Below are 23,991 nucleotides of genomic sequence, written 5' to 3' on the forward strand. Positions count from 1 at the left end.
CATTGAGCGAAGAAAATACGTACGACTCAACGAGCATTAAAGTGCTGAAAGGCCTGGATGCCGTACGCAAACGTCCCGGTATGTACATTGGTGACACCGACGATGGCAGCGGTCTACACCACATGGTGTTCGAAGTGGTCGATAACTCGATCGACGAAGCTCTCGCCGGCCACTGCGACGACATCAGCATCATCATCCACCCGGACGAATCCATCACCGTTCGCGACAACGGTCGTGGCATCCCGGTAGACGTGCACAAAGAAGAAGGCGTTTCGGCAGCCGAGGTCATCATGACCGTGCTGCACGCCGGCGGTAAGTTCGATGACAACTCCTACAAAGTCTCCGGCGGCCTGCACGGTGTAGGTGTGTCGGTGGTGAACGCTCTGTCTGAAGAGCTGGTTCTGACCGTTCGCCGTAGCGGCAAGATCTGGGAACAGACCTACATTCACGGTGTTCCACAAGAACCGATGAAAATCGTCGGTGAAAGCGAAACCACCGGTACCCAGATTCACTTCAAACCGTCTGATCTGACGTTCAAGAACATCCACTTCAGCTGGGACATCCTGGCCAAGCGAATTCGTGAGCTGTCCTTCCTCAACTCCGGTGTCGGCATCGTCCTCAAGGATGAACGCAGCGGCAAGGAAGAGTTGTTCAAGTACGAAGGTGGCCTGCGTGCGTTCGTTGAATACCTGAACACCAACAAGACCCCGGTCAACCAAGTGTTCCACTTCAATATCCAGCGCGAAGACGGCATCGGCGTGGAAATCGCCCTGCAGTGGAACGACAGCTTCAACGAGAACCTGTTGTGCTTCACCAACAACATTCCGCAGCGCGATGGCGGTACTCACCTGGTGGGTTTCCGTTCCGCACTGACGCGTAACCTGAACACCTACATCGAAGCTGAAGGTCTGGCGAAGAAACACAAAGTCGCGACCACCGGTGACGATGCCCGTGAAGGCCTGACCGCGATCATCTCGGTAAAAGTGCCGGATCCGAAGTTCAGCTCCCAGACCAAAGACAAGCTGGTTTCTTCCGAAGTGAAGACCGCGGTCGAACAGGAAATGGGCAAGTACTTCTCCGACTTCCTGTTGGAAAACCCGAACGAAGCCAAGCTGGTCGTCGGCAAGATGATCGATGCGGCTCGTGCTCGTGAAGCGGCGCGTAAAGCCCGCGAGATGACCCGCCGTAAGGGCGCGCTGGATATCGCCGGCCTGCCGGGCAAACTGGCTGACTGCCAGGAAAAAGACCCTGCCCTTTCCGAACTGTACCTCGTGGAAGGTGACTCTGCTGGCGGCTCCGCCAAGCAGGGACGTAACCGTAAAACCCAGGCCATCCTGCCGCTGAAAGGCAAGATCCTGAACGTCGAGAAGGCGCGTTTCGACAAGATGATCTCTTCGCAAGAAGTGGGTACCTTGATCACCGCGCTGGGCTGCGGCATTGGCCGCGACGAGTACAACATCGCGAAGCTGCGCTACCACAACATCATCATCATGACCGATGCTGACGTCGACGGTTCGCACATCCGTACTCTGTTGCTGACCTTCTTCTTCCGCCAGTTGCCGGAACTGATCGAGCGCGGCTACATCTACATTGCTCAGCCACCGCTGTACAAGGTCAAGAAGGGCAAGCAAGAGCAATACATCAAAGACGACGACGCCATGGAAGAGTACATGACGCAGTCGGCCCTGGAAGACGCGAGCCTGCACTTGAACGAGGAGGCACCGGGTATTTCCGGACCCGCCCTGGAGCGGTTGGTGAATGACTTCCGTCTGGTGATGAAGACCCTCAAGCGTCTGTCGCGCCTGTACCCACAGGAACTGACCGAGCACTTCATCTACCTGCCGGCAGTGAGCATGGAGCAACTGTCCGATCACGCAGCGATGCAGGATTGGCTGGCCCGGTACGAAGTTCGCCTGCGCACCGTCGAGAAGTCTGGCCTGGTTTATAAAGCCAGCCTGCGTGAAGACCGTGAACGTAATGTCTGGCTGCCTGAGGTCGAACTGATCTCCCACGGCTTGTCGAACTACGTCACTTTCAACCGCGATTTCTTCGGCAGCAACGATTACAAGACTGTGGTTTCTCTGGGCGCTCAATTGAGCACCTTGCTGGACGACGGCGCGTACATCCAGCGTGGCGAGCGCAAGAAGCCGGTCACCGAGTTCAAGGAAGCCCTTGAATGGTTGATGACTGAAAGCACCAAGCGTCACACCATCCAGCGATACAAAGGTCTGGGTGAAATGAACCCGGATCAGCTGTGGGAAACCACCATGGACCCAAGCCAGCGCCGGATGCTTAAAGTGACCATCGAAGACGCCATTGGCGCAGACCAGATCTTCAACACCCTGATGGGTGATGCGGTCGAGCCTCGTCGTGAATTCATCGAAAGTAATGCTCTGGCGGTTTCCAACCTGGACTTCTGATCCAGCGAACCTGCCAAATGAAAAAAGGCCAACACGTAGTGTTGGCCTTTTTTTATCTCATCAAAAAATGGTCGCAGAAGCGAAAAACATTGCAAATCGCGGGCATAAAAAAACCGGCTATATCAGCCGGTTTTTTTGCGCCCAAAAAAAACTTATGCACCATTTGCCGAGTTTTATGAGATTAATAAATATGTATATAAATCATAAAGATACGATCATAAAAAGCTAGTTTTCGGTAAAACGGTACACAGGTTATCCACAGAATCTCAGACAGCCATTTGATCAGTCGCGGCTGGCGCTTGAGGGGCCGGTGGCAACGAACCCATGTCCCGTTGCATCTGCTCGTTCCAGGCTTGAACCCGGTCGTTCAATGCAGCAATGGCCCGCGGCCCGCTGCCCTCGGCATACATCGGTTCGCCGATGATCACGGTGATCACGCCCTGCTTTTTCGCCCAACCGGTTTTTGGCCAGAACTTGCCAGCATTGTGTGCAATCGGCAGCACCGGAAGTGCGGCATTGACCGCCAAAGCGGTACCACCCCGAGAGAATTTTCCGATAGTCCCGTAAGGAACGCGTGTCCCCTCTGGGAAGATCAGCACCCAAACGCCATCCTTCAGCAACTCATGGCCCTTCTTCGCCACATGTTTGAGCGCGGCTTTCGGGTTGTCTCGGTCGATGGCGATCGGTCGCAGCATGGCCATCGCCCAGCCGAAGAACGGCACGAACAGCAATGAACGTTTGAGCACCTGGCTCAACGGCTCGAAGTAAGCCGATAGAAAGAACGTCTCCCACGTGCTCTGGTGGTTCGACTGAATCACGCAGGGCTGGTTGGGCACATGCTCGGCGCCTTTGATTTCGTAGCTGATACCCAGAAATACTTTGCTCAACCATAAGGCACAGCGGCACCAGTACACATTAATGAAGCGATATCGGGCCTTGAACGGCAGAAAAGGCGCGATGAAAAAGCTCAGGCTGCACCAAAGCAAAGAGCTGGTGCCCAGCAACAGATAAAAGAGGAACGTTCTGATGGCCTGCAGTATCGACATGGCGACGTTTACCGTGCGGGCTCTGCCCGTCTATATAAAGCGCACTCCCGATCAATCCTTGGTCAGGAATCTCGAAAACGCTCTAATTGTGGATAAGTTCTGCGGCAATCGCCGCGAGATCGTCAAAAATCAAGGTGCCCGCCGGTAGGGTTTTGCCCAAAGTCTTTTCGCCTTTCCCGGTCTTAACTAAAACTGGCTGAGAATCGACGGCTTTGGCGGCTTCCAGGTCACCGAGACTGTCGCCGACGAACCATAGATTCGTCAGCGATACGTTGTAATGAGCGGCGATGGTTTTCAACATCCCGGGTTTTGGCTTGCGGCAATCGCAGCCCTCATCCGGCCCGTGCGGGCAATAGACGATCAGCCCGACCTCACCACCCTGATCCGCCACCAACGAGCGCAAGCGCTCGTGCATGGCATCCAGGGTGGCGATGTCGTAATAGCCGCGAGCGATGCCCGACTGGTTGGTAGCCACCGCTACCGTCCAGCCGGCCTTGCTCAACTGCGCGATGGCTTCGATCGCACCGGGGAGCGCAATCCACTCCTCCACCGACTTGATGTAAGCGTCGGAGTCATAATTGATCACCCCGTCCCGATCGAGAATCAGCAGTTTCAACAGCAACCCCTCAGCCCAGCAGCGAAATGTCAGCGACGCCGAGGAACAGCCCACGCAGACGTGCCAGCAACGCATAACGGTTGGCGCGCACCTTGGCATCTTCGGCGTTGACCATCACCGCTTCAAAGAACGCATCCACCGGCTCGCGCAGGGCAGCCAGACGTGCCAGCGATTCGCTGTACTGACGTGCAGCGGCCATCGGCTGGACAGCCTGGTCAGCCTGCTGGATCGCCGAATACAGGGAGAACTCGTTGGCGTTGTCGAAGTACTTGGCTTCCACGACCGAAGGAACAGAACCTTCTACCTTGCTCAGCAAGTTCGAAACGCGCTTGTTCACTGCGGCCAGGGCAGCGGCTTCCGGTAACTTACGGAACGCCTCTACCGCTTGTACGCGCTGATCGAAGTCCAGCGCCGAACCCGGCTTCAGGGCACGCACCGACAGGTACGTCCCGACATCAACGCCTTCGTCTTCATAACGGGCACGCAGACGGTCGAAGATAAACTCCAGCACCGAGTCGTTCAGGCCTGCGGCCTTGATCTTGGTACCGAACGCATTCACGGCGAAAGCCACGGCGTCGTTCAGGTCGAGGTCAAGTTTCTTGTCGATCAGGATTCGCAATACACCCAGCGCTGCACGGCGCAGGGCATACGGGTCTTTGCTACCGGTCGGCAGCATGCCGATGCCGAAAATGCCGACCAGCGTGTCGAGCTTGTCCGCGATAGCCACGGCCGCACCGGTCAGGGTAGTCGGCAGTTCAGCGCCGGCACCGCGCGGCATGTATTGCTCGTTCAGGGCCAGTGCAACATCTTGCGGCTCGCCGTCGTTGAGGGCGTAGTAATAACCGGCGACACCTTGCATCTCCGGGAACTCGCCGACCATCTCGGTCGCCAGGTCGCACTTGGACAGCAGGCCAGCGCGGGAAGCCCAGGCGGCGTTACCGCCAATGCGCTGAGCGATAAACGCGGCGAGTTTGGAAACGCGCTCGGCCTTGTCGTAGACGCTGCCGAGTTTTTCCTGGAACACCACGTTCTGCAGACGCAGGTTGAAGTCTTCGAGTTTCTGCTTCTTGTCTTGCTTGAAGAAGAACTCGGCGTCGGTCAGGCGTGGGCGAACCACTTTCTCGTTACCGGCGATGATCTGCTGCGGGTCTTTGCTTTCGATGTTGGCCACGGTAATGAAACGAGGCAGCAACTTGCCGTCGGCATCCAGCAGGCAGAAATACTTCTGGTTGTCCTGCATGGTGGTGATCAGCGCTTCTTGCGGCACGTCGAGGAAACGTTCCTCGAACGAGCACACCAGCGGCACCGGCCATTCAACCAACGCGGTCACTTCGTCGAGCAGGGCTGGCGGAACGATTGCAGTACCTTCCTGCATCGTTGCCAGCTCTTCGACGCGCTTGCTGATCAGCTCGCGACGCTCGTTGCCGTCGGCCAATACATAGGCAGCACGCAGATCGCTGAGGTAGTTGGCCGGCGAGGTGATGCGCACGCTTTCAGGATGGTGGAAGCGGTGACCACGGGAATCGCGGCCGGACTTTTGCGCGAGGATGGTGCAATCGATGACGTGGTCACCGAGCAGCATCACCAGCCACTGGGTCGGGCGAACGAACTCTTCCTTGCGAGCACCCCAGCGCATGCGCTTGGGGATAGGCAGGTCGTTCAGGGAGTCTTCGACGATCGTTGGCATCAGGCTCGCGGTCGGCTTGCCGGCGATGCTTTGGCTGTAGCGCAGTTTCGGACCGCTTTGATCGATTTCGCTCAGGTCGACGCCGCACTTCTTGGCGAAGCCCAGTGCCGCTTGAGTCGGATTGCCTTCGGCATCGAACGCGGCCTGACGTGGCGGGCCATCGAGGTTAATGCTGCGATCCGGCTGCTGAGTCGACAGCGAAGTGATCAGCACAGCCAGGCGACGTGGCGCGGCGTAGACGGTTTTGGTCTCGTAGTTCAGGCCTGCGGCTTGCAGGCCCTTGTCGATACCGGCCAGAAACGCGTCGGCCAGGGAGTTCAGGGCTTTGGGTGGCAGTTCTTCGGTGCCCAGTTCAACCAGAAAATCTTGAGCACTCATTGTGCAGCCTCCAGCTTAGCCAACACTTCATCACGCAGGTCCGGGGTCGCCATCGGGAAGCCCAGCTTGGCGCGAGCCAGCAGGTAGGCTTGCGCAACGGAACGCGCCAGAGTGCGGACACGCAGAATGTACTGCTGACGCGCGGTCACCGAGATCGCCCGGCGAGCATCCAGCAGGTTGAAGGTATGGGACGCCTTCAACACCATTTCGTAGCTCGGCAACGGCAGCGGCTGGTCGAGTTCGATCAGGCGCTTGGCCTCGCTTTCGTAGAAATCGAACAGTTCGAACAGCTTCTCGACGTTGGCGTGTTCGAAGTTGTAGGTCGACTGCTCCACTTCGTTCTGGTGGAACACGTCGCCGTAGGTCACTTTGCCCATCGGGCCGTCAGCCCAGACCAGGTCGTAGACCGAGTCCACGCCTTGCAGGTACATGGCCAGGCGCTCGAGACCGTAAGTGATCTCGCCGGTCACCGGGTAGCACTCGATGCCGCCCGCTTGCTGGAAGTAAGTGAACTGCGTCACTTCCATGCCGTTGAGCCAGACTTCCCAGCCCAGGCCCCAGGCGCCCAGCGTCGGCGATTCCCAGTTGTCTTCAACGAAGCGAATGTCGTGGACCAGCGGGTCCAGGCCGACGTGCTTCAGGGAGCCCAGGTACAGTTCCTGGAAGTTGTCCGGGTTCGGCTTCAGCACGACCTGGAATTGGTAGTAGTGCTGCAGACGGTTCGGGTTTTCGCCGTAGCGGCCGTCAGTCGGGCGACGACTGGGCTGCACATAAGCGGCGTTCCAGGTTTCCGGGCCAATGGCGCGCAGAAACGTGGCAGTGTGGAAAGTCCCGGCGCCTACTTCCATATCGTAGGGCTGAAGTACCACACAACCTTGCTCGGCCCAGTATTGCTGGAGGGCGAGGATCAAGTCTTGGAAGGTACGCACGGCTGGCGTAGGCTGGCTCACGAAATTCACCTGTTTCTTGGGCTGCGATTTAAAGAGCGGGAGTATACCCGATTCGGTCCTGCGCACGCCCCCTGGAGCCTTATGCCACGCTGCTTTTGGTGTTCCGAAGATCCGCTGTACATGGCTTATCACGATCAGGAGTGGGGTACGCCGCTACGCGATGCACAGGGATTGTTCGAGTTGCTTTTACTCGAAGGGTTCCAGGCCGGCCTTTCCTGGATCACCGTGCTGCGTAAACGTGAGCGTTATCGCGAGGTGCTGTTTGGCTTTGACGTACAGCGCGTGGCGCAAATGAGCGACGCCGAAATCGATGAATTGATGCTCGATCCGGGCATCATTCGCAATCGCCTCAAACTCAACGCGGCCCGGCGCAATGCCCAGGCCTGGCTGGCGCTGGAAGATCCGGTGGCGTTTCTCTGGTCCTTCGTTGGCGGCACGCCTGTGATCAATCATTTCAAGGATCGCAGTGAAGTGCCGGCCGTGACACCGGTCGCCGTCGAGATGAGCAAAGGCCTGAAAAAAGCCGGCTTCACCTTCGTCGGCCCGACCATTTGTTACGCGTTGATGCAGGCTTCGGGCATGGTCATGGACCACACTCGGGATTGCGATCGCTACGCCACCTTGGCGAACGGCGGTTAGAATAGCCGCCTCGCGCACAGCACAAGATCAGGAGTGACCTGTGGATAAGTTGAAAGGCGCCTTGCTGGTAGGCGCTCTGCGTCTGTTTGCCCTGCTTCCTTGGCGGGCAGTGCAGGTGGTGGGTTCAGCAATTGGCTGGATCATGTGGAAAACCCCCAACCGTTCCCGCGACGTGGTGCGGATCAACCTCGCCAAGTGCTTTCCGCAGATGGACCCGGCCGAACGCGAGCGTCTGGTGGGCCAGAGCCTGAAAGACATTGGCAAGTCCCTGACCGAAAGCGCTTGCGCGTGGATCTGGCCGGCTCAGCGTTCCATTGATCTGGTGCGCGAAGTCGAAGGTCTCGATGTGCTCAAGGATGCCCTCGCCTCCGGCAAAGGCGTGGTCGGCATCACCAGCCACCTGGGCAACTGGGAAGTGTTGAACCACTTCTATTGCAACCAGTGCAAACCGATCATTTTCTACCGTCCGCCCAAGCTCAAGGCGGTGGATGACTTGCTGCGCAAGCAGCGGGTGCAATTGGGCAACCGGGTGGCTGCTTCCACCAAGGAAGGCATCCTCAGCGTCATCAAGGAAGTGCGCAAAGGTGGTGCAGTAGGCATTCCCGCTGACCCGGAACCGTCCGAATCCGCCGGGATCTTCGTGCCGTTCTTTGCCACACAGGCCCTGACCAGCAAGTTCGTACCGAACATGCTCGCCGGCGGCAAAGCGGTCGGCGTGTTCCTGCATGCGCTACGTCTGCCGGACGGTTCGGGTTACAAAGTGATCCTCGAAGCCGCGCCAGAAGCCATGTACAGCACCGATACCGAGACGTCCTGCGCGGCCATGAGCCAGGTAGTCGAACGCTATGTGCGGGCGTATCCGAGCCAGTACATGTGGAGCATGAAGCGCTTCAAGAAGCGTCCGCCAGGTGAAGAACGCTGGTATTGAGTTGATTTGGCACGATCTGTGGGTAACTTTGGGTGCAGGGTTATCCACAACCGTTCAATGAAGGGCGCAGAAGATGTCCGAACACCTCAGATCGTTTCGTATCAAGATCATTCACGACAGCTTCGGCGAATGCCTGGGCCAGACACGTAACCTGTCGACGACAGGTGTCTACGTCAAGCATCCTGGTTTGTCGGCGTTACCCAAGGGCGCGGTGGTTTACGGTCAAGTGCAGGACTTACCCACAGGCGCGCCGCGCGTGCGCATGGAAGTGGTGCTTGTGGACGCCGAGGGCATTGGCCTGCGTTACCTCTGATCAGTGAGCCTGACGCTCGAGCTTCTTCAGAAACACCACCATTTCCTTTTCTGCCTGCTTGTCGCCATGGGCTCGAGCGGCTTCCAGGCCCTGTTCCCACGCGTGGCGTGCGGCCGGATAGTCCGCCAGCGCCAGATGGGCCTTGCCCAATAGCTTCCAGGCCGCCGAATACTTCGGATCGAATTCGACGCAACGCTGGAAATGCTCGGCGGCCCTGGCGTTATCCCCAAGATCCAGGTAACCCTTGCCCAGCCCGAAGCGCAGCAATGAGTTATCCACACCCTTGGCGAGCATTTTTTCCAGGGATTCGAGCATGGTGAATTCCTTGTTGATGAGAATCAGGAAGGGAAGTTTCTCTGAACGACCCCTTTCGCGAGCAGGCTCGCTCCCACAGTAGATCTTCAGTGAACACATATTTGTGTACGGCAGAAATCCACTGTGGGAGCGAGCCTGCTCGCGAAGAGGCCAGTCCAGGCGCCCAAAGTCACAGATCAGAAGAAACTGAGCCCCACATGGAACAGCTTCTCCACATCCCGAATATGCTTCTTATCCACAAGGAACAGAATCACATGGTCGCCCGCCGCGATCACCGTGTCGTCGTGGGCAATGATCACTTCTTCGTCGCGGATGATTGCGCCAATGGTGGTGCCCGGCGGCAAGCCAATGTTCTCAATGGACTTGCCGATGACCTTACTCGACTTCTCATCACCGTGGGCAATCGCCTCGATGGCTTCCGCCGCACCCCGGCGCAATGAGTGCACGCTGACGATATCGCCACGGCGCACGTGGGCCAGCAAGGTGCCGATGGTCGCCAATTGGGGGCTAATGGCGATGTCGATGTCGCCGCCCTGGATCAGGTCGACGTAGGCCGGGTTGTTGATGATGGTCATCACCTTCTTCGCACCCAGGCGCTTGGCCAGCAGCGACGACATGATGTTGGCTTCGTCGTCGTTGGTCAGGGCCAGGAAAAGGTCGGCGTCGGCGATATTCTCCTCCATCAGCAAATCCCGATCCGATGCGCTGCCCTGCAACACCACGGTGCTGTCGAGGGTGTCCGAGAGATGACGGCAGCGCGCCGGGTTCATCTCGATGATCTTCACCTGGTAACGACTTTCAATGGCCTCGGCCAGACGCTCACCAATCTGTCCGCCACCGGCGATAACGATGCGCTTGTAGCTCTCATCGAGGCGGCGCATTTCGCTCATCACCGCGCGGATATTCGCTTTGGCGGCGATGAAAAACACTTCGTCGTCCGCCTCGATCACCGTATCGCCCTGCGGCAGGATCGGCCGATCGCGACGGAAAATCGCCGCCACGCGGGTTTCGACATTCGGCATGTGTTCACGCAACTGGCGCAGCTGCTGTCCCACCAACGGGCCGCCGTAGTACGCCTTGACCGCCACCAATTGCGCCTTGCCTTCGGCGAAATCGATTACCTGTAAGGCGCCCGGGTGTTGGATCAGGCGCTTGATGTAATTGGTGACCACTTGCTCCGGGCTGATCAGCACATCCACCGGAATCGCTTCGTTGTCGAACAGCTCGGAGCGAGTCAGGTACGCGGCTTCGCGCACCCGGGCGATCTTGGTCGGGGTGTGGAACAGGGTGTGGGCAACCTGGCAGGCAACCATGTTGGTTTCATCGCTGTTGGTCACCGCCACCAGCATGTCGGCGTCGTCCGCGCCGGCCTGACGCAGCACCGTCGGCAGTGAGCCGCGGCCTTGCACGGTGCGGATGTCCAGCCGATCACCGAGATCGCGCAGGCGCTCGCTGTCGGTGTCGACGACGGTGATGTCGTTGGCCTCACTGGCCAAATGTTCTGCCAGCGAACCGCCGACCTGCCCCGCACCGAGGATGATGATTTTCATCCAGTTACTCCCTTGAGTCCATTTAACCGCGCGTGGCGGCGATCTTGATCAGCTTGGCGTAGTAGAACCCGTCGTGGCCGCCTTCCTGGGCCAGCAACTGGCGACCATGAGGCTGCTTGATGCCGGCCGCAGTGGCGAGGTCCAGTTCACGGGCGCCCGGCGTACGAGCGAGGAACGCTTCGATGACTTCAGTGTTCTCGGTCGGTAGCGTGGAGCATGTTGCATAAAGCAGAATGCCGCCGACTTCCAGCGTTAGCCACATGGCGTCGAGCAGTTCACCTTGAAGCACCGCCAGTGCGCCGATGTCATCGGGTTGGCGGGTCAGTTTGATGTCGGGATGGCGACGGATCACACCGGTGGCCGAGCATGGCGCGTCCAGCAGAATGCGTTGGAACGGTTTGCCGTCCCACCAGGTGGCGGTGTCGCGGCCGTCGGCGGCGATCAGTTCGGCGCTGAGGCCCAGACGTGCGAGGTTTTCCCGCACTCGCACCAGACGTTTGGCTTCCAGGTCCACTGCCACGACGCCGGCGAGTGCCGGCTCGGCTTCAAGAATGTGACAGGTCTTGCCGCCCGGCGCGCAGCAAGCGTCCAGCACCCGTTGGCCTGGCGCCAGGTCGAGCAGGTCGGCGGCCAGTTGCGCCGCTTCATCCTGCACGCTGATCCAGCCTTCGGCGAAACCCGGCAGGCTGCGCACGTCGGCGGCGGCGTCGAGGATGATGCCGTCCTGACTGTAAACGCACGGCGTGGCGGCGATGCCGGCTTCGCTCAGCAACACGAGATAAGCATCGCGGGTGTGATGGCGACGGTTGACTCGCAGAATCATCGGCGGGTGCGCGTTGTTCGCTGAACAAATGGCTTCCCACTGTTCAGGCCAGAAAGCCTTGAGGGATTTTTGCAGCCAGCGCGGATGGGCGGTGCGCACCACCGGGTCATGTTCCAGCTCGGCCAGCAGCGCTTCGCTTTCCCGCTGGGCGCGACGCAACACGGCGTTGAGCAAAGCCTTGGCCCACGGCTTTTTCAGCTTGTCGGCGCAACCCACGGTTTCACCGATGGCGGCGTGGGCCGGGACCCGGGTGTAGAGCAGTTGATAGAGACCGACCAGCAACAGCGCTTCGACATCGGCGTCGGCTGCCTTGAACGGCTTCTGCAGCAATTTTGCCGCCAGCGCCGACAAACGCGGCTGCCAGCGTGCGGTGCCAAACGCCAGGTCTTGGGTGAAGCCGCGGTCGCGGTCTTCGACCTTGTCCATCTGTGTCGGCAGGGAACTATTGAGTGAGGCTTTTCCGTTAAGAACAGCAGCAAGTGCCTTGGCGGCGGCCAGACGTGGATTCATTGAGCGTCCGCCGCTTGACCAAGCACGGTGCCGACGGCGAATTTCTCACGACGGCTATTGAACAAGTCGCTGAAGTTCAGCGCCTTGCCGCCGGGCAATTGCAGACGGGTCAGACACAGTGCCTGCTCACCGCAGGCGATGATCAGACCGTCCTTGCTGGCGCTGAGGATTTCCCCCGGTGCGCCCAGCCCTTCAGCCAGGTTGGCGGCCAGCACCTTCAATGCTTCGCCATTCAGCGTGCTGTGGGTGATGGGCCACGGGTTGAAGGCGCGGACAAGGCGTTCCAACTCAACGGCTGGACGGCTCCAGTCGATGCGTGCCTCGTCTTTGTTCAATTTGTGAGCATAAGTGGCGAGGCTGTCGTCCTGCACTTCGCCTTCCAGCGTTCCGGCGGCGAGGCCGGCAATCGCCTGGATCACCGCCGGTGGGCCCATTTCGGCCAAACGGTCGTGGAGACTGCCGCCGGTGTCTTCACCGGTGATCGGCGTGGTGACCTTCAGCAGCATCGGTCCGGTGTCGAGGCCCAGTTCCATGCGCATCACCGTCACGCCGCTTTCGCTGTCGCCCGCTTCAACGGCGCGCTGGATTGGCGCCGCACCGCGCCAGCGTGGCAGCAAGGAGGCATGGCTGTTGATGCAGCCCAGGCGCGGAATATCCAGCACCACTTGCGGCAGGATCAGGCCGTAGGCGACTACCACCAGCAAGTCCGGCTTGAGCGCGGCCAGTTCAGCCTGAGCGTCTTCATTGCGCAGCGTCGGCGGTTGCAGCACCGGGATGTTGTTTTCCAGCGCCAGTTGCTTGACCGGGCTTGGCATCAGCTTTTGCCCACGACCCGCCGGACGGTCCGGTTGGGTGTAGACCGCGACGATCTCATAAGGGCTGTCGAGCAGGGCCTTGAGGTGATCGGCGGCGAATTCCGGGGTGCCGGCAAAGACGATGCGCAGTGGCTCAGTCATGGAAGCAATCTCTGAAAAGAAAAAGGCTTGCCGCAGCAAGCCTTTGAAAGGAGGGCATCAAGCGTTCTGGCGATGGAGCTTTTCCAGTTTCTTCTTGATTCGGTCGCGTTTGAGATTGGACAGGTAGTCGACGAACAATTTGCCGTTCAGGTGGTCGCATTCATGCTGGATGCACACGGCGAGCAGGCCTTCGGCAATCAGTTCGTAAGGTTGGCCGTCGCGGTCCAGGGCCTTGATCTTGACCTTCTGCGGGCGATCGACGTTTTCGTAGAAGCCCGGCACAGAGAGGCAGCCTTCCTGATATTGCTCCATCTCGTCGGTCAGGGTTTCGAACTCGGGGTTGATGAACACCCGTGGTTCGCTGCGGTCTTCGGAGAGGTCCATCACGACGATACGTTTGTGCACGTTGACCTGGGTCGCGGCGAGGCCGATGCCTGGCGCTTCATACATTGTTTCAAACATGTCATCGACCAACTGACGCACTTCGTCGTCCACTACGGCCACAGGTTTGGCGATAGTGCGCAGGCGCGAGTCGGGGAATTCGAGGATGTCTAAAATGGCCATAAGCGTAATTGCTGCACGTGTGAGGTAATGTCGGGTCGATGGCCTGGCGGGTCCGAAGATGCAGGCTACCGTTGTGAAGCGTAGCTCCCTTTTCTTTTTGGTGAAGAGTCAGGAGCGAGCCACGAGGGCTCTGGCGTTTCACGCGAACGCACATAATAAAGGGATTCACCGCATGAGGAAATCACTACTCGCCTTGCTCCTTCTGGCCTCGGCCGGTTTGGCGCACGGGCAAGTGCAACTCAAGGAAGGTTTTCCACAGAAATACACCGTGGTATCGGGTGACACACTCTGGGACATATCGGGGAAATTCCTGCGTGAACCGTGGAAATGGCCGGAGCTCTGGCAGGCCAATCCACAAATTGAAAACCCCAATCTCATCTACCCCGGCGACTCGCTTTCGCTGGTTTACGTCAATGGCCAGCCGCGCCTGACCCTTAACCGCGGCGCTTCCCGGGGCACCATCAAGCTTTCGCCACGCATCCGCAGCAGCCCGGTCGCCGACGCCATCCCGAGCATTCCGCTGAAGTCGATCAACAGCTTTCTGCTGAGCAACCGGATCGTCGATAAGGTCGAAGACTTCGACAAGGCGCCTTACATCGTCGCCGGCGATGCCGAGCGCGTACTCAGTGGCACCGGTGACCGAATCTTTGCTCGTGGCCACTTCGACCCGGCTCAGCCTGTTTACGGCATCTTCCGACAGGGCAAGATCTACACCGACCCTGACAGTAAAGAGTTTTTGGGGATCAATGCCGACGCCATCGGCGGCGGCGAGATTGTGGCCACCGAAGGCGACGTCGCCACCCTCGCGCTACAACGCACCACTCAAGAGGTCCGCCTCGGCGACCGCTTGTTCAGCGGTGAAGAGCGATCGATCAACTCGACCTTCATGCCCAGTGCGCCAACAACCGAGATCAACGGGTTGATCATCGACGTGCCGCGCGGTGTCACTCAGATTGGCGCACTGGATGTGGTCACGCTGAACAAGGGCCGGCGCGATGGTCTCGCCGAAGGCAATGTGCTGGTGGTGATGAAAACCGGCGAAACCGTGCGTGACCGGATCACCGGCCAGCCACTGAAAATCCCGGATGAGCGCGCCGGTTTGCTGATGGTTTTCCGCACCTATGACAAGCTCAGTTACGGGCTGGTGCTCAACGCATCACGCTCCCTGGCGGTCCTGGACAAGGTGCGAAATCCGTAAGCATGTTCAACAAGTTACCAACAGAGTTATCCACAGCTTATTCCCGTTTGAACGGGGCTAATAACGATCAAGGATGATCCATGTCACCGTTAGCTTTTCCACCGGTTTCCCCTGCGGAACTGGAAGCTCGTTTACGTCTGCATCGACTACCGGAGCTCGGCCCTGCGCGTTTCAAGAAATTGCTTGAGGCGTTCGGCTCGGCCTCCAAGGCTATCAGCGCGCCTGCCAGCGCTTGGCGTTCTCTGGGTTTGCCCCTGGCTTGCGCGGAGGCCAGACGCTCCACTGAAATCCGCGATGGTGCGGGTCACGCATTGGCCTGGTTAGAGCGCCCGGGCCAGCATTTACTGATGTGGGACCAACCTGACTACCCGGCGCTGCTGGCCGAAATCAGTGATGCGCCGCCGCTGTTATTCGTTGCCGGCGATCCGGGCATTCTGGAAAAACCGCAGCTGGCGATGGTCGGCAGTCGTCGCGCTTCGCGACCGGGCATGGACACCGCCGCCGCTTTTTCCCGCAGTTTGGCCGGCGCCGGTTTTGTCATTACCAGCGGTTTGGCGCTGGGCATTGATGCTGCCGCGCATCAAGCCGCTTTGGATGTGGGCGGGCGAACGGTCGGTGTACTTGGCACGGGACTTGAAAAGTTTTATCCACAGCGCAATCAACGACTGGCGGACGCCATGATCGACTCGGGCAGCGCGGTGATTTCGGAGTTCCCGCTGGACGCCGGTCCCAGCGCCAGCAACTTTCCGCGGCGCAATCGAATCATCAGCGGTTTGTCCCTCGGCGTGCTGGTGGTCGAGGCGAGTGTCGCCAGTGGTTCGTTGATCACCGCGAGGCTGGCGGCGGAACAAGGGCGCGAGGTGTATGCGATTCCGGGGTCGATCCACCACCCTGGTGCCAAGGGGTGTCATCAGCTGATCCGCGACGGCGCGGTGCTGGTGGAAACCATCGAGCATATCCTCGAAGCCTTGCGTGGCTGGCAACGGTTGCCGTTATCCACAGAGACGCCCTCGGTGGCGGCGACTCATCCCTTGCTGATGCTGCTTCACGCGGCGCCCCATACCAGTGAAGCATTGTCTGTCAGCAGCGGCTGGGCCTTGCCCAAAGTGCTGGCAGCGCTGACGGAGCTGGAAATGGACGGCCGTGCGGTCTGCGAAAGCGGGCGCTGGTTTGCGCGGGTGAGCTAGGTTTTATAAAGAAGATCGGTAAACTGCGCAGAGCCTTATTCCGGAGAGTTTTTCATGGTCAACAGTTGGCGTGTGCGACAAGCCGCACGAGCAATTCGCGCAGGGGCGGTGATTGCCTACCCAACCGAAGCTGTCTGGGGCCTGGGTTGCGACCCGTGGGACGAAGAAGCGGTGGATCGTCTGCTGATGATCAAGGGGCGGTCTGTGGGTAAAGGCCTGATTCTGGTCGCCGACAACATTCGCCAGTTCGACTTCCTCTTCGAAGACTTCCCTGAATTGTGGATGGACCGCATGGCCAGCACCTGGCCGGGGCCGAATACCTGGTTGGTGCCGCATCAGAATCTGTTGCCGCAGTGGATCACTGGTGTGCACGAGACAGTGGCGCTACGGGTCAGCGATCATCCGCATGTACGGGATTTGTGTGCGTTGGTGGGGCCGCTGGTGTCGACCTCGGCCAATCCACAGGGCCGGCCGGCGGCGCGGACGCGGATTCGTGTCGAGCAGTATTTCCGTGGGCAGATTGATTTGGTGCTGGGCGGTAACTTGGGTGGGCGCAAGAACCCGAGTGTGATTCGCGATTTGGCGACTGGGCATGTTGTGCGCCCGGACTGAGACCGAGGTGTCCGCATTCGCGAGCAAGCCCGCTCCCACATTAGATCTTCAACGAACACAGATTTTGTATTCGACAACGATCCAGTGTGGGAGCGGGCTTGCTCGCGAAGAGGCCAGTGCAGACGCTAAAAATCCTAGGGCAAAAGTACCGTCGAGCCCGTCGTACGCCGCGCCGACAATTCGCTCTGCGCCTTCGCCGCTTCAGCCAGCGGATACTTCTGACTGATGTCCACCTTCAGCTTCCCGCTGGTGATCATCTCGAACAGTTCATCCGCCATACGTTGCAGGTTTTCAGCGTTGTTGGCGTAGGTCACCAGGGTCGGGCGGGTCACGTACAGCGAACCCTTCGCCGAGAGAATCCCCAGGTTCACCCCGTCTACCGCACCGGACGCATTGCCGAAGCTCACCACCAGACCGCGAGGCGCCGTGCTGTCGAGGGAGGTCAGCCAGGTGTCCTTGCCGACGCCGTCGTACACCACCGGGACTTTTTTGCCGTCAGTCAATTCCAGGACGCGCTGTGCGACGTTTTCATGACTGTAATCGATGGTCGCCCAAGCGCCGTTGGCCTTCGCCAGTGCGGCTTTCTCCGGCGAGCTGACCGTGCCGATCAACTTCACACCCAAGGCCTTGGCCCACTGGCAGGCCAGGGAGCCGACGCCACCCGCGGCAGCGTGAAACAGGATGGTTTCGCCACCCTTGAGTTCATACGTCTGACGCAGCAGGTACTGCACGGTCAGGCCCTTGAGCATCACCCCGGCGGCCTGTTCGAAGCTGATCGCGTCCGGCAGGTGCACCAGATTGGCCTCCGGCAAAACGTGAACGTCGCTGTAGGCGCCCAACGGACCGCTGCCATATGCCACGCGATCACCGATCTTGAAACGGGTGACTTCGCTGCCCACTGCATCGACGATGCCTGCACCTTCAGCGCCCAGGCCCGACGGCAAGGCTGGCGGTGCATAGAGGCCGCTGCGGAAATAGGTGTCGATAAAGTTCAGGCCGATGGCTTTGTTGGTGACTCGGACCTGCTGCGGGCTGGGCTCGGCAGGTTGGTAATCGACATACTCGAGCACTTCGGGGCCGCCATGGGTGCGGAACTGGATACGCTTAGCCATCTGCCTTCTCCTTGGGTCGTCTTTGCGAAGCGCCCTATCGAACTCCTAAGCTTGATCCCCGTCAACTGCGGCGAGCCCATCTGCAATGTTATGCTACGCGCCCATTTGCGCCGGCCCCCGCTCCGATGGAGCGCCGCGTAGCTTTGCCCGATTCAAGGTGATGACATGACGACCCGCACCGAGGCCGTAAAAGCCTACCTGCTCGACCTGCAAGACCGCATTTGCGCGGCCCTCGAAGCTGAAGATGGCGGCACGCACTTCGTCGAAGATGCCTGGACCCGCCCTGCCGGCGGTGGCGGTCGTACCCGGGTGATCGAAAACGGCGCGGTCATCGAAAAGGGCGGCGTCAACTTTTCCCATGTCTTCGGCAGCGGTCTGCCACCGTCCGCCAGCGCCCACCGACCAGAATTGGCCGGCCGTGGCTTCGAAGCCCTGGGTGTGTCGCTGGTGATTCACCCGCACAACCCGTATGTGCCGACGTCCCACGCCAACGTGCGCTTTTTCATCGCGGAGAAAGAAGGCGAAGAACCGGTCTGGTGGTTCGGCGGTGGCTTTGATCTGACGCCTTATTACGGCAACGAAGAAGATTGCATGCACTGGCACCGCGTCGCCGAGCAGGCCTGCGCGCCGTTCGGTGCGGATGTTTACCCGCGCTACAAGGCCTGGTGCGACAGCTACTTCCACATCAAGCATCGCCACGAGCCGCGCGGCATCGGTGGGCTGTTTTTCGATGACTTGAACGAGTGGGACTTCGACACCAGCTTCGCCTTCATGCGTGCCATCGGTGATGCGTTCATCGACGCCTACCTGCCGATCGTGCAGCGCCGCAAAAATGATGCGTTTACCCAGAAACAGCGTGAATTCCAGGAATTCCGCCGTGGGCGCTATGTCGAGTTCAATCTGGTCTACGACCGCGGCACGCTGTTCGGTCTGCAATCGGGCGGGCGTACCGAGTCGATCCTGATGTCCTTGCCGCCGCAAGTACGCTGGGGCTACGACTGGAAAGCCGAGCCGGGCAGTGAAGAGGCACGCTTGACCGAATACTTCCTGCAAGACCGCGATTGGTTGGCCAAGGCCTGAACGAGGAATCCTGATGGACCGTTACGTCGTATTCGGTAACCCGATTGGCCACAGCAAGTCGCCGCTGATCCACCGCCTGTTCGCCGAGCAAACGGCTCAGCAATTGGACTACAGCACCTCGCTGGCGCCCCTCGACGACTTTTCCGCATTTGCCCGGGCATTTTTCGTTGAAGGGCGTGGGGCGAATGTCACAGTGCCGTTCAAGGAAGAGGCCTATCGTCTGGCGAACAGCCTGACGGCGCGGGCGCAGCGGGCCGGTGCGGTGAACACCCTGAGTAAACTGGCCGATGGCAGCTTGCTGGGCGACAACACCGATGGCGCCGGACTGGTGCGAGACCTGACGGTCAACGCCGGGTTCAGCCTCAAGGGCAAACGCATCCTGCTGCTTGGTGCCGGTGGCGCGGTGCGCGGTGCGCTGGAGCCGTTGCTGGCCGAGCAACCGGCGTCAGTGGTCATCGCCAATCGCACAGTGGAAAAAGCCGAGTTGCTGGCGGAATTGTTCGCGGACCTGGGACCAGTGTCGGCCAGTAGTTTCGATTGGTTGAAGGAGTCGGTGGACCTGATCATCAACGCGACGTCCGCCAGTCTGTCAGGCGAAGTACCGCCGATTGCCAGCAGTTTGATCGAGCCGGGCAAAACAGTGTGCTACGACATGATGTACGGCAAGGAGCCGACCTCGTTCTGCCGTTGGGCAACGGAACATGGCGCAGCGGTGTCGATGGATGGCTTGGGGATGCTCGCTGAACAAGCGGCAGAAGCCTTCTTCCTGTGGCGCGACGTGCGCCCGGACACGGCACCGGTGCTCGCAGAGTTACGTCGGCAACTCGCGCTTTAATCCTCAAACCGGATCGGGCATTTCTCTGCCCCTTCCAGCTTCCTCAATTCTTCCACCACCTGTGGCCGTGCCCGCCGCAGGGTCAGGCTGCGATCCTGACGCAGTAGTCGCCGCGCTTCCTGGTGCAGCATCTCCACGCCCGAGTAGTCGATGAAGTTGATCTGTTGCGCCTCGATCACCACGCGCGCGCCGTGCATCCGTTGCAGGCGCACTTGCAGGTAATGGCTGGCGCCGAAAAAGATCGAACCACCAACCCGCAGAATGTCTTCATCCCCATCGCGCCAATGTTGGACCCGCGGTTGCGAGGTGCGCTTGAGGTAGAAAAACAACGAGGCCAGCACGCCTGCGTAGATCGCCGTCTGCAACTCCAGCAGCAGCGTGGCGACACAGGTCAGCGCCATGACCAGGAACTCGGCGCGGCTGACCCGCAGCAACGCGCGAATGCCGCGATGATCCACCAGGCCCCACGCGATCAACAGAATGCTGCCGGCCATGGCCGGGATTGGAATGTGCGCGATCAACGCCGCGCCGAAGAGGGCGAACAGTGCGACCCATAACGCTGAGAACACGCCGGCCATCGGCGAGCAGGCTCCCGCTTCGTAGCTCAGGCCCGAGCGGGTGAAGGAACCGGCTGACAGCGACCCGGAAAAAAACGCACCGATAATGTTCGATAAACCCTGGGCGCGGACTTCCTGATTGGCGTCGAGCAACTGCTGTGAGCGGGCCGACAAGGAACGGGCAATCGACAGACTGGTGACCAGCCCAAGCATGCCCACCGCCACTGCGCTGGGTAGCAAGCGCAGAATCAGGTCCAGATCCAGCGGCAGCGGGCTGAAGGGCGGCATCCGACCGACAAATGCGCTGACCAACTTCACATGGCCGAACATCGATGGCCAGAACCAGACCAGCAATCCGCTCAGCGCCAGGGTGATTAACAACGTCGGCCAGCGGGGCAAGAGCAGTTTCAACACCACGCCCACCACGACTGTCGCCAAGCCCAGCATTAGAGAAGGTTTATCCACTTCGCCGAGGTGACTGAACAGCATCATCAAGCTGTTCAGCGCTGTTGCCTGGTTGGGCAAGTCCAGTCCCAGCAGATTCGGCAGTTGGCCGATGGCAATCACCACCGCCGCACCGAGGGTGAAACCCAGGACTACCGAGTGCGAGACGAAATTCACCAAGGCGCCGAAGCGCAGCAAACCAAGCAGCCACTGGAAAATGCCGGCGAGAAGCGTCAGAAGCAGAATCAGGGTGACGTAGTCCTCTGACGCGGGGACGGCCAGAGGGCTGACGCTGGCATATAGGACAATAGAAATCGCCGCCGTAGGACCGCAGATCAAGTGCCACGAAGAACCCCAGAGACACGCGATCAGCACCGGGATGATGGCGGCATACAGACCGTATTCCGGTGGGAGACCGGCGATCAGCGCGTAGGCAATGGATTGCGGCAGCGCGAGAATGGCGCCGCTGAGACCGACGATCAGGTCACGACCGACGCTGGCGCGGGTTTGCCGGGGCAACCAGCTGAGGAAGGGGAAGAGCGAATGGCGGCTTGGGAAGGCCATGGGTCCTCTCGGGTGGGGGGTTGCGCAAGGGTAGCAGGACGAGACGCTGATCGTTCCTACTGTGGGAGCGAGCTTGCTCGCGAATGCGGAGTGTCAGTCGACATTAATGCCGGATCTGAAGGCCCTTTCGCGAGCAAGCTCGCTCCCACAGGATTGATTACAACTTGGCCTTCACCGCCGGCAATGCATCCTTCCCATCCACCGTCTTCACGCCATCCAGCCATTTATCCAACACCGCCGGATTGGCCTTGATCCACGCCTTCGCCGCATCAGCATTGCTGACCTTTTTGTTCACTACGTCGGCCATGATGCTGTTCTCCATCTCCTGGGTGAAGCTCAGGTTGGTGAGCAGCTTGCCGATGTTCGGGCAGGCCTGTGCATAACCTTTGCGGGTGAGCGTATGAACGCTGCCGGTGTCGCCGAAATACTTTTCGCCGCCCTTGAGGTAATGCATTTTCAGCTGCACGTTCATCGGGTGCGGGGTCCAGCCCAGAAAGGCCACGAATTTCTGTTTCTTCACCGCGCGAGACACTTCCGCCAACATCGCCTGCTCGCTGGACTCGACCAGTTTCCACTGACCCATGTCGAAGTCGTTCTTCTTGATGATTTCCTGCAAGGAGATGTTCGCGGGAGCGCCGGAGCCGATGCCGTAGATCTTCTTGTCGAACTTGTCGGCAAATTTGTTCAGGTCGGCAAAGTTATGCACACCCGCGTCCCAGACGTAATCCGGGACGGCGAGCGTGAATTCGGTGCCATCAAGGTTTTTCGCCAGTTGCGTGACGTCACCAGTGGCCACGAATTTGTCGTAGAAACCTTGCTGCGCCGGCATCCAGTTACCCAGAAACACATCGACCTGCCCATCCTTGAGCCCGCCAAAGGTAATCGGCACGGCAAGCGTGTCGACTTTGGCCTTGTAGCCCATGCCGTCCAGCAGAAACCCGGTGATGGCATTGGTCGCGGCAATGTCGCTCCAGCCAGGGTCGGCCATTTTTACCGTCTTGCAGCTTTGATCGGCATGTGCCGATGCACTGCCCAGAGCCAGAAGCCCAACGGTCACTGCTGTGGATAACCTACGCATGGCATTCCCCTTAACATTATTGGTTTTGGCAGGGTTGTGGATAACGTGCTTTACGCTCCAGATCGTCGAGGTCGATGTGGTTGCGCATGTACTGCTGACTGGCGTCCACCAACGGCTGGTGATCCCAACTCTTCAGCTTGCCGATGGTCAATGCCTCGGCGACAAATCGTCGACGTCGCTGGCTGGCGAGCACTTGTTGATGGATCGCCGGGATATCCCATTTGGCCCGCGCTTCGGCGAGAAAATCTTCGAAAAGCGCTCGATGTTGTGGCGATTGACTAAGTTCTTCCTGCTCGCGCGGGTCGTTGTGTACGTGAAAGAGTAGACAAGGGTCATCTTCGCTGTAGATGAATTTGTAGGCGCCACGGCGAATCATCATCAGCGGGCTGATAGTGCCTTCGGCCATGTACTCGCCGAAAACCTCGTCATGACCGCCCTTCCCTTGCAGGTGCGAGACCAGTGAGCGGCCGTCCAGCGGCAGCCCCGGTTCCAGAGAACCGCCCGCCAGTTCCACGAAGGTCGGCAACAGATCGGCAGTGGATACCGCCGCGCTGACCCGGCCAGCGCCGAATTGCCCCGGCGCACTGATCAACAGCGGCACGCGGGCGGCCATTTCGTACCAGTGCATTTTGTACCAGAGACCTCGTTCGCCGAGCATGTCGCCGTGGTCGCCAGAGAAGACGATGATGGTGTCGTCGATCAGGCCCGTTTCCTCGAGTGTTTGCAGGAGTTTGCCGACGTTACTGTCGATATAGCTGCACGCACCGAAGTACGCACGGCGCGCATCGCGGATCTTATCCACAGGCAACGGTTTGTCCCACAAGTCGTAAACTTTGAGCAAACGCTGGGAATGCGGATCGAGTTCGGACTGGGCCGGGGTCTCAGGCATCGGGATGTCGGCGTCGTCGTACATATCCCAGAAAGCCTTGGGAATGGTGTACGGGTCGTGTGGGTGAGTCATCGAAACGGTCAGGCAGAACGGCTGATCGCCCTCCTCGCGAATGTGGTCGAACAAATACTGTTGGGCCTTGAACACCACCTCTTCGTCGAAATCCAGCTGATTGGTGCGTACACACGGCCCGGCTTGCAGCACCGAAGACATGTTGTGAAACCAGGTTGGACGCACGTCCGGCTCGTCCCAGTTCACAGACCAGCCGTAATCGGCCGGGTAGATGTCGCTGGTCAGGCGTTCTTCATAGCCGTGCAGCTGATCCGGTCCGCAGAAATGCATCTTGCCCGACAGTGCAGTGCGGTAGCCGAGTCGACGCAGGTAGTGGGCATACGTCGGTACATCGGCGGGGAAATCGGCCGCGTTGTCGTAGGCGCCGATCTTGCTCGGCAACTGACCGCTGACCAGGGTAAAACGCGACGGCGCGCACAGTGGGCTGTTGCAATAGGCGGCGTCGAACACCACGCCTTCGGCGGCGAGGCGGCTCAGATTAGGCAGTTTGATGGGCGAAGGGCCGTAGAACGGCAACATTGGCGCGGCCATCTGATCGGCCATGATGAAAAGAATATTCTTGCGCTTCATGTGATCGCGGCATTCCATAGTGAATATTTATGCGAGAGTGCTGCGATCGAGCATGTAGCCCATGCATTTTGTGGTAAAGCCCATGCACGGCAATGACT

Annotated in this window: 22 protein-coding genes; 9 read left to right on the forward strand and 13 right to left on the reverse strand. The window is 59.5% G+C overall.

What is annotated here, in order from left to right:
* The first annotated feature begins 2 nt into the window (after window positions 1-2).
* Window positions 3-2,420 carry a DNA topoisomerase (ATP-hydrolyzing) subunit B gene (gene gyrB / locus ACYZTX_RS01585; RefSeq protein WP_462032663.1) on the forward strand — a complete coding sequence of 806 codons (2,418 nt, stop codon included), beginning with the start codon at window positions 3-5 and terminating at the stop codon, window positions 2,418-2,420.
* 266 nt (window positions 2,421-2,686) lie between these two features.
* Here gyrB and ACYZTX_RS01590 read toward each other — a convergent pair whose 3' ends face one another.
* The 4 genes from ACYZTX_RS01590 to glyQ form a co-directional block, all read right to left on the reverse strand.
* Window positions 2,687-3,466, reverse strand: a complete 780-nt coding sequence (locus tag ACYZTX_RS01590; protein ID WP_462032664.1) for a lysophospholipid acyltransferase family protein — start codon at window positions 3,464-3,466, stop codon at window positions 2,687-2,689.
* A gap of 82 nt (window positions 3,467-3,548) precedes the next feature.
* Window positions 3,549-4,088, reverse strand: a complete 540-nt coding sequence (gmhB, locus tag ACYZTX_RS01595; protein WP_462032665.1) for a D-glycero-beta-D-manno-heptose 1,7-bisphosphate 7-phosphatase — start codon at window positions 4,086-4,088, stop codon at window positions 3,549-3,551.
* Window positions 4,089-4,092: 4 nt separating this feature from the next.
* Window positions 4,093-6,147, reverse strand: coding sequence for a glycine--tRNA ligase subunit beta (gene glyS, locus ACYZTX_RS01600; RefSeq protein WP_462032666.1), 2,055 nt, complete (start codon window positions 6,145-6,147; stop codon window positions 4,093-4,095).
* Window positions 6,144-7,097 (reverse strand): glycine--tRNA ligase subunit alpha, encoded by a 954-nt coding sequence (glyQ, locus tag ACYZTX_RS01605; RefSeq protein WP_008155694.1) that lies wholly within the window; start codon window positions 7,095-7,097, stop codon window positions 6,144-6,146. Before glyQ ends, glyS begins: the two co-directional genes overlap by 4 nt.
* Before the next feature lie 81 nt (window positions 7,098-7,178).
* On the opposite strand from glyQ, the gene tag reads away from it, so the two are divergent.
* From tag to ACYZTX_RS01620, 3 genes are all read left to right on the forward strand, one after another.
* Complete coding sequence (tag, locus tag ACYZTX_RS01610; protein ID WP_462032667.1) at window positions 7,179-7,736, forward strand: DNA-3-methyladenine glycosylase I; 558 nt, start codon at window positions 7,179-7,181, stop codon at window positions 7,734-7,736.
* A gap of 40 nt (window positions 7,737-7,776) precedes the next feature.
* The gene (locus tag ACYZTX_RS01615; RefSeq protein WP_462032668.1) at window positions 7,777-8,664 is read left to right on the forward strand and encodes a lysophospholipid acyltransferase; all 888 of its coding nucleotides are present in this window, start codon (window positions 7,777-7,779) and stop codon (window positions 8,662-8,664) included.
* A 73-nt stretch (window positions 8,665-8,737) separates the two neighbouring features.
* Window positions 8,738-8,977, forward strand: coding sequence for a PilZ domain-containing protein (locus ACYZTX_RS01620; protein ID WP_462032669.1), 240 nt, complete (start codon window positions 8,738-8,740; stop codon window positions 8,975-8,977).
* On the opposite strand, the gene ACYZTX_RS01625 is transcribed toward ACYZTX_RS01620, so the two are convergent.
* The 5 genes from ACYZTX_RS01625 to def form a co-directional block, all read right to left on the reverse strand.
* A complete protein-coding gene (locus ACYZTX_RS01625; RefSeq protein WP_462032670.1) occupies window positions 8,978-9,292 on the reverse strand; it encodes a tetratricopeptide repeat protein in 315 nt (104 codons plus the stop codon).
* A gap of 176 nt (window positions 9,293-9,468) precedes the next feature.
* Window positions 9,469-10,842, reverse strand: a complete 1,374-nt coding sequence (trkA, locus tag ACYZTX_RS01630) for a Trk system potassium transporter TrkA (protein WP_462032671.1) — start codon at window positions 10,840-10,842, stop codon at window positions 9,469-9,471.
* A 22-nt stretch (window positions 10,843-10,864) separates the two neighbouring features.
* A complete protein-coding gene (gene rsmB, locus ACYZTX_RS01635) occupies window positions 10,865-12,175 on the reverse strand; it encodes a 16S rRNA (cytosine(967)-C(5))-methyltransferase RsmB (protein WP_462032672.1) in 1,311 nt (436 codons plus the stop codon).
* Window positions 12,172-13,131 carry a methionyl-tRNA formyltransferase gene (gene fmt, locus ACYZTX_RS01640; RefSeq protein WP_462032673.1) on the reverse strand — a complete coding sequence of 320 codons (960 nt, stop codon included), beginning with the start codon at window positions 13,129-13,131 and terminating at the stop codon, window positions 12,172-12,174. Before fmt ends, rsmB begins: the two co-directional genes overlap by 4 nt.
* Before the next feature lie 57 nt (window positions 13,132-13,188).
* A complete protein-coding gene (def, locus tag ACYZTX_RS01645; protein WP_046056612.1) occupies window positions 13,189-13,695 on the reverse strand; it encodes a peptide deformylase in 507 nt (168 codons plus the stop codon).
* A gap of 172 nt (window positions 13,696-13,867) precedes the next feature.
* Between def and ACYZTX_RS01650 the strand changes: the two genes are divergently transcribed.
* The 3 genes from ACYZTX_RS01650 (at window position 13,868) to ACYZTX_RS01660 (ending at window position 16,692) form a co-directional block, all read left to right on the forward strand.
* Window positions 13,868-14,893, forward strand: coding sequence for a LysM peptidoglycan-binding domain-containing protein (locus ACYZTX_RS01650; RefSeq protein WP_462032674.1), 1,026 nt, complete (start codon window positions 13,868-13,870; stop codon window positions 14,891-14,893).
* A gap of 80 nt (window positions 14,894-14,973) precedes the next feature.
* The gene (gene dprA, locus ACYZTX_RS01655; RefSeq protein WP_462032675.1) at window positions 14,974-16,080 is read left to right on the forward strand and encodes a DNA-processing protein DprA; all 1,107 of its coding nucleotides are present in this window, start codon (window positions 14,974-14,976) and stop codon (window positions 16,078-16,080) included.
* A gap of 54 nt (window positions 16,081-16,134) precedes the next feature.
* Window positions 16,135-16,692, forward strand: coding sequence for an L-threonylcarbamoyladenylate synthase (locus tag ACYZTX_RS01660; protein ID WP_462032676.1), 558 nt, complete (start codon window positions 16,135-16,137; stop codon window positions 16,690-16,692).
* 134 nt (window positions 16,693-16,826) lie between these two features.
* On the opposite strand, the gene ACYZTX_RS01665 is transcribed toward ACYZTX_RS01660, so the two are convergent.
* Complete coding sequence (locus ACYZTX_RS01665; protein WP_462032677.1) at window positions 16,827-17,804, reverse strand: NADPH:quinone reductase; 978 nt, start codon at window positions 17,802-17,804, stop codon at window positions 16,827-16,829.
* A 165-nt stretch (window positions 17,805-17,969) separates the two neighbouring features.
* On the opposite strand from ACYZTX_RS01665, the gene hemF reads away from it, so the two are divergent.
* Both hemF and aroE read left to right on the forward strand, forming a co-directional pair.
* Complete coding sequence (gene hemF, locus ACYZTX_RS01670) at window positions 17,970-18,884, forward strand: oxygen-dependent coproporphyrinogen oxidase (protein WP_462032678.1); 915 nt, start codon at window positions 17,970-17,972, stop codon at window positions 18,882-18,884.
* Between the two features lie 13 nt (window positions 18,885-18,897).
* Entirely contained in the window at window positions 18,898-19,719 is an 822-nt protein-coding gene (gene aroE / locus ACYZTX_RS01675; protein ID WP_462032679.1) for a shikimate dehydrogenase, read from the forward strand.
* Here the strand turns inward: aroE and ACYZTX_RS01680 are convergent.
* The 3 genes from ACYZTX_RS01680 to betC form a co-directional block, all read right to left on the reverse strand.
* A complete protein-coding gene (locus ACYZTX_RS01680) occupies window positions 19,716-21,284 on the reverse strand; it encodes a SulP family inorganic anion transporter (protein WP_462032680.1) in 1,569 nt (522 codons plus the stop codon). The genes aroE and ACYZTX_RS01680 overlap by 4 nt on opposite strands.
* A 157-nt stretch (window positions 21,285-21,441) precedes the next feature.
* Window positions 21,442-22,362, reverse strand: a complete 921-nt coding sequence (gene choX / locus ACYZTX_RS01685; RefSeq protein WP_462032681.1) for a choline ABC transporter substrate-binding protein — start codon at window positions 22,360-22,362, stop codon at window positions 21,442-21,444.
* Between the two features lie 16 nt (window positions 22,363-22,378).
* A complete protein-coding gene (gene betC, locus ACYZTX_RS01690; protein WP_462032682.1) occupies window positions 22,379-23,893 on the reverse strand; it encodes a choline-sulfatase in 1,515 nt (504 codons plus the stop codon).
* Between the last annotated feature and the right edge of the window lie 98 nt (window positions 23,894-23,991).

The sequence above is a fragment of the Pseudomonas sp. MDT1-17 genome (genome assembly GCF_054898105.1).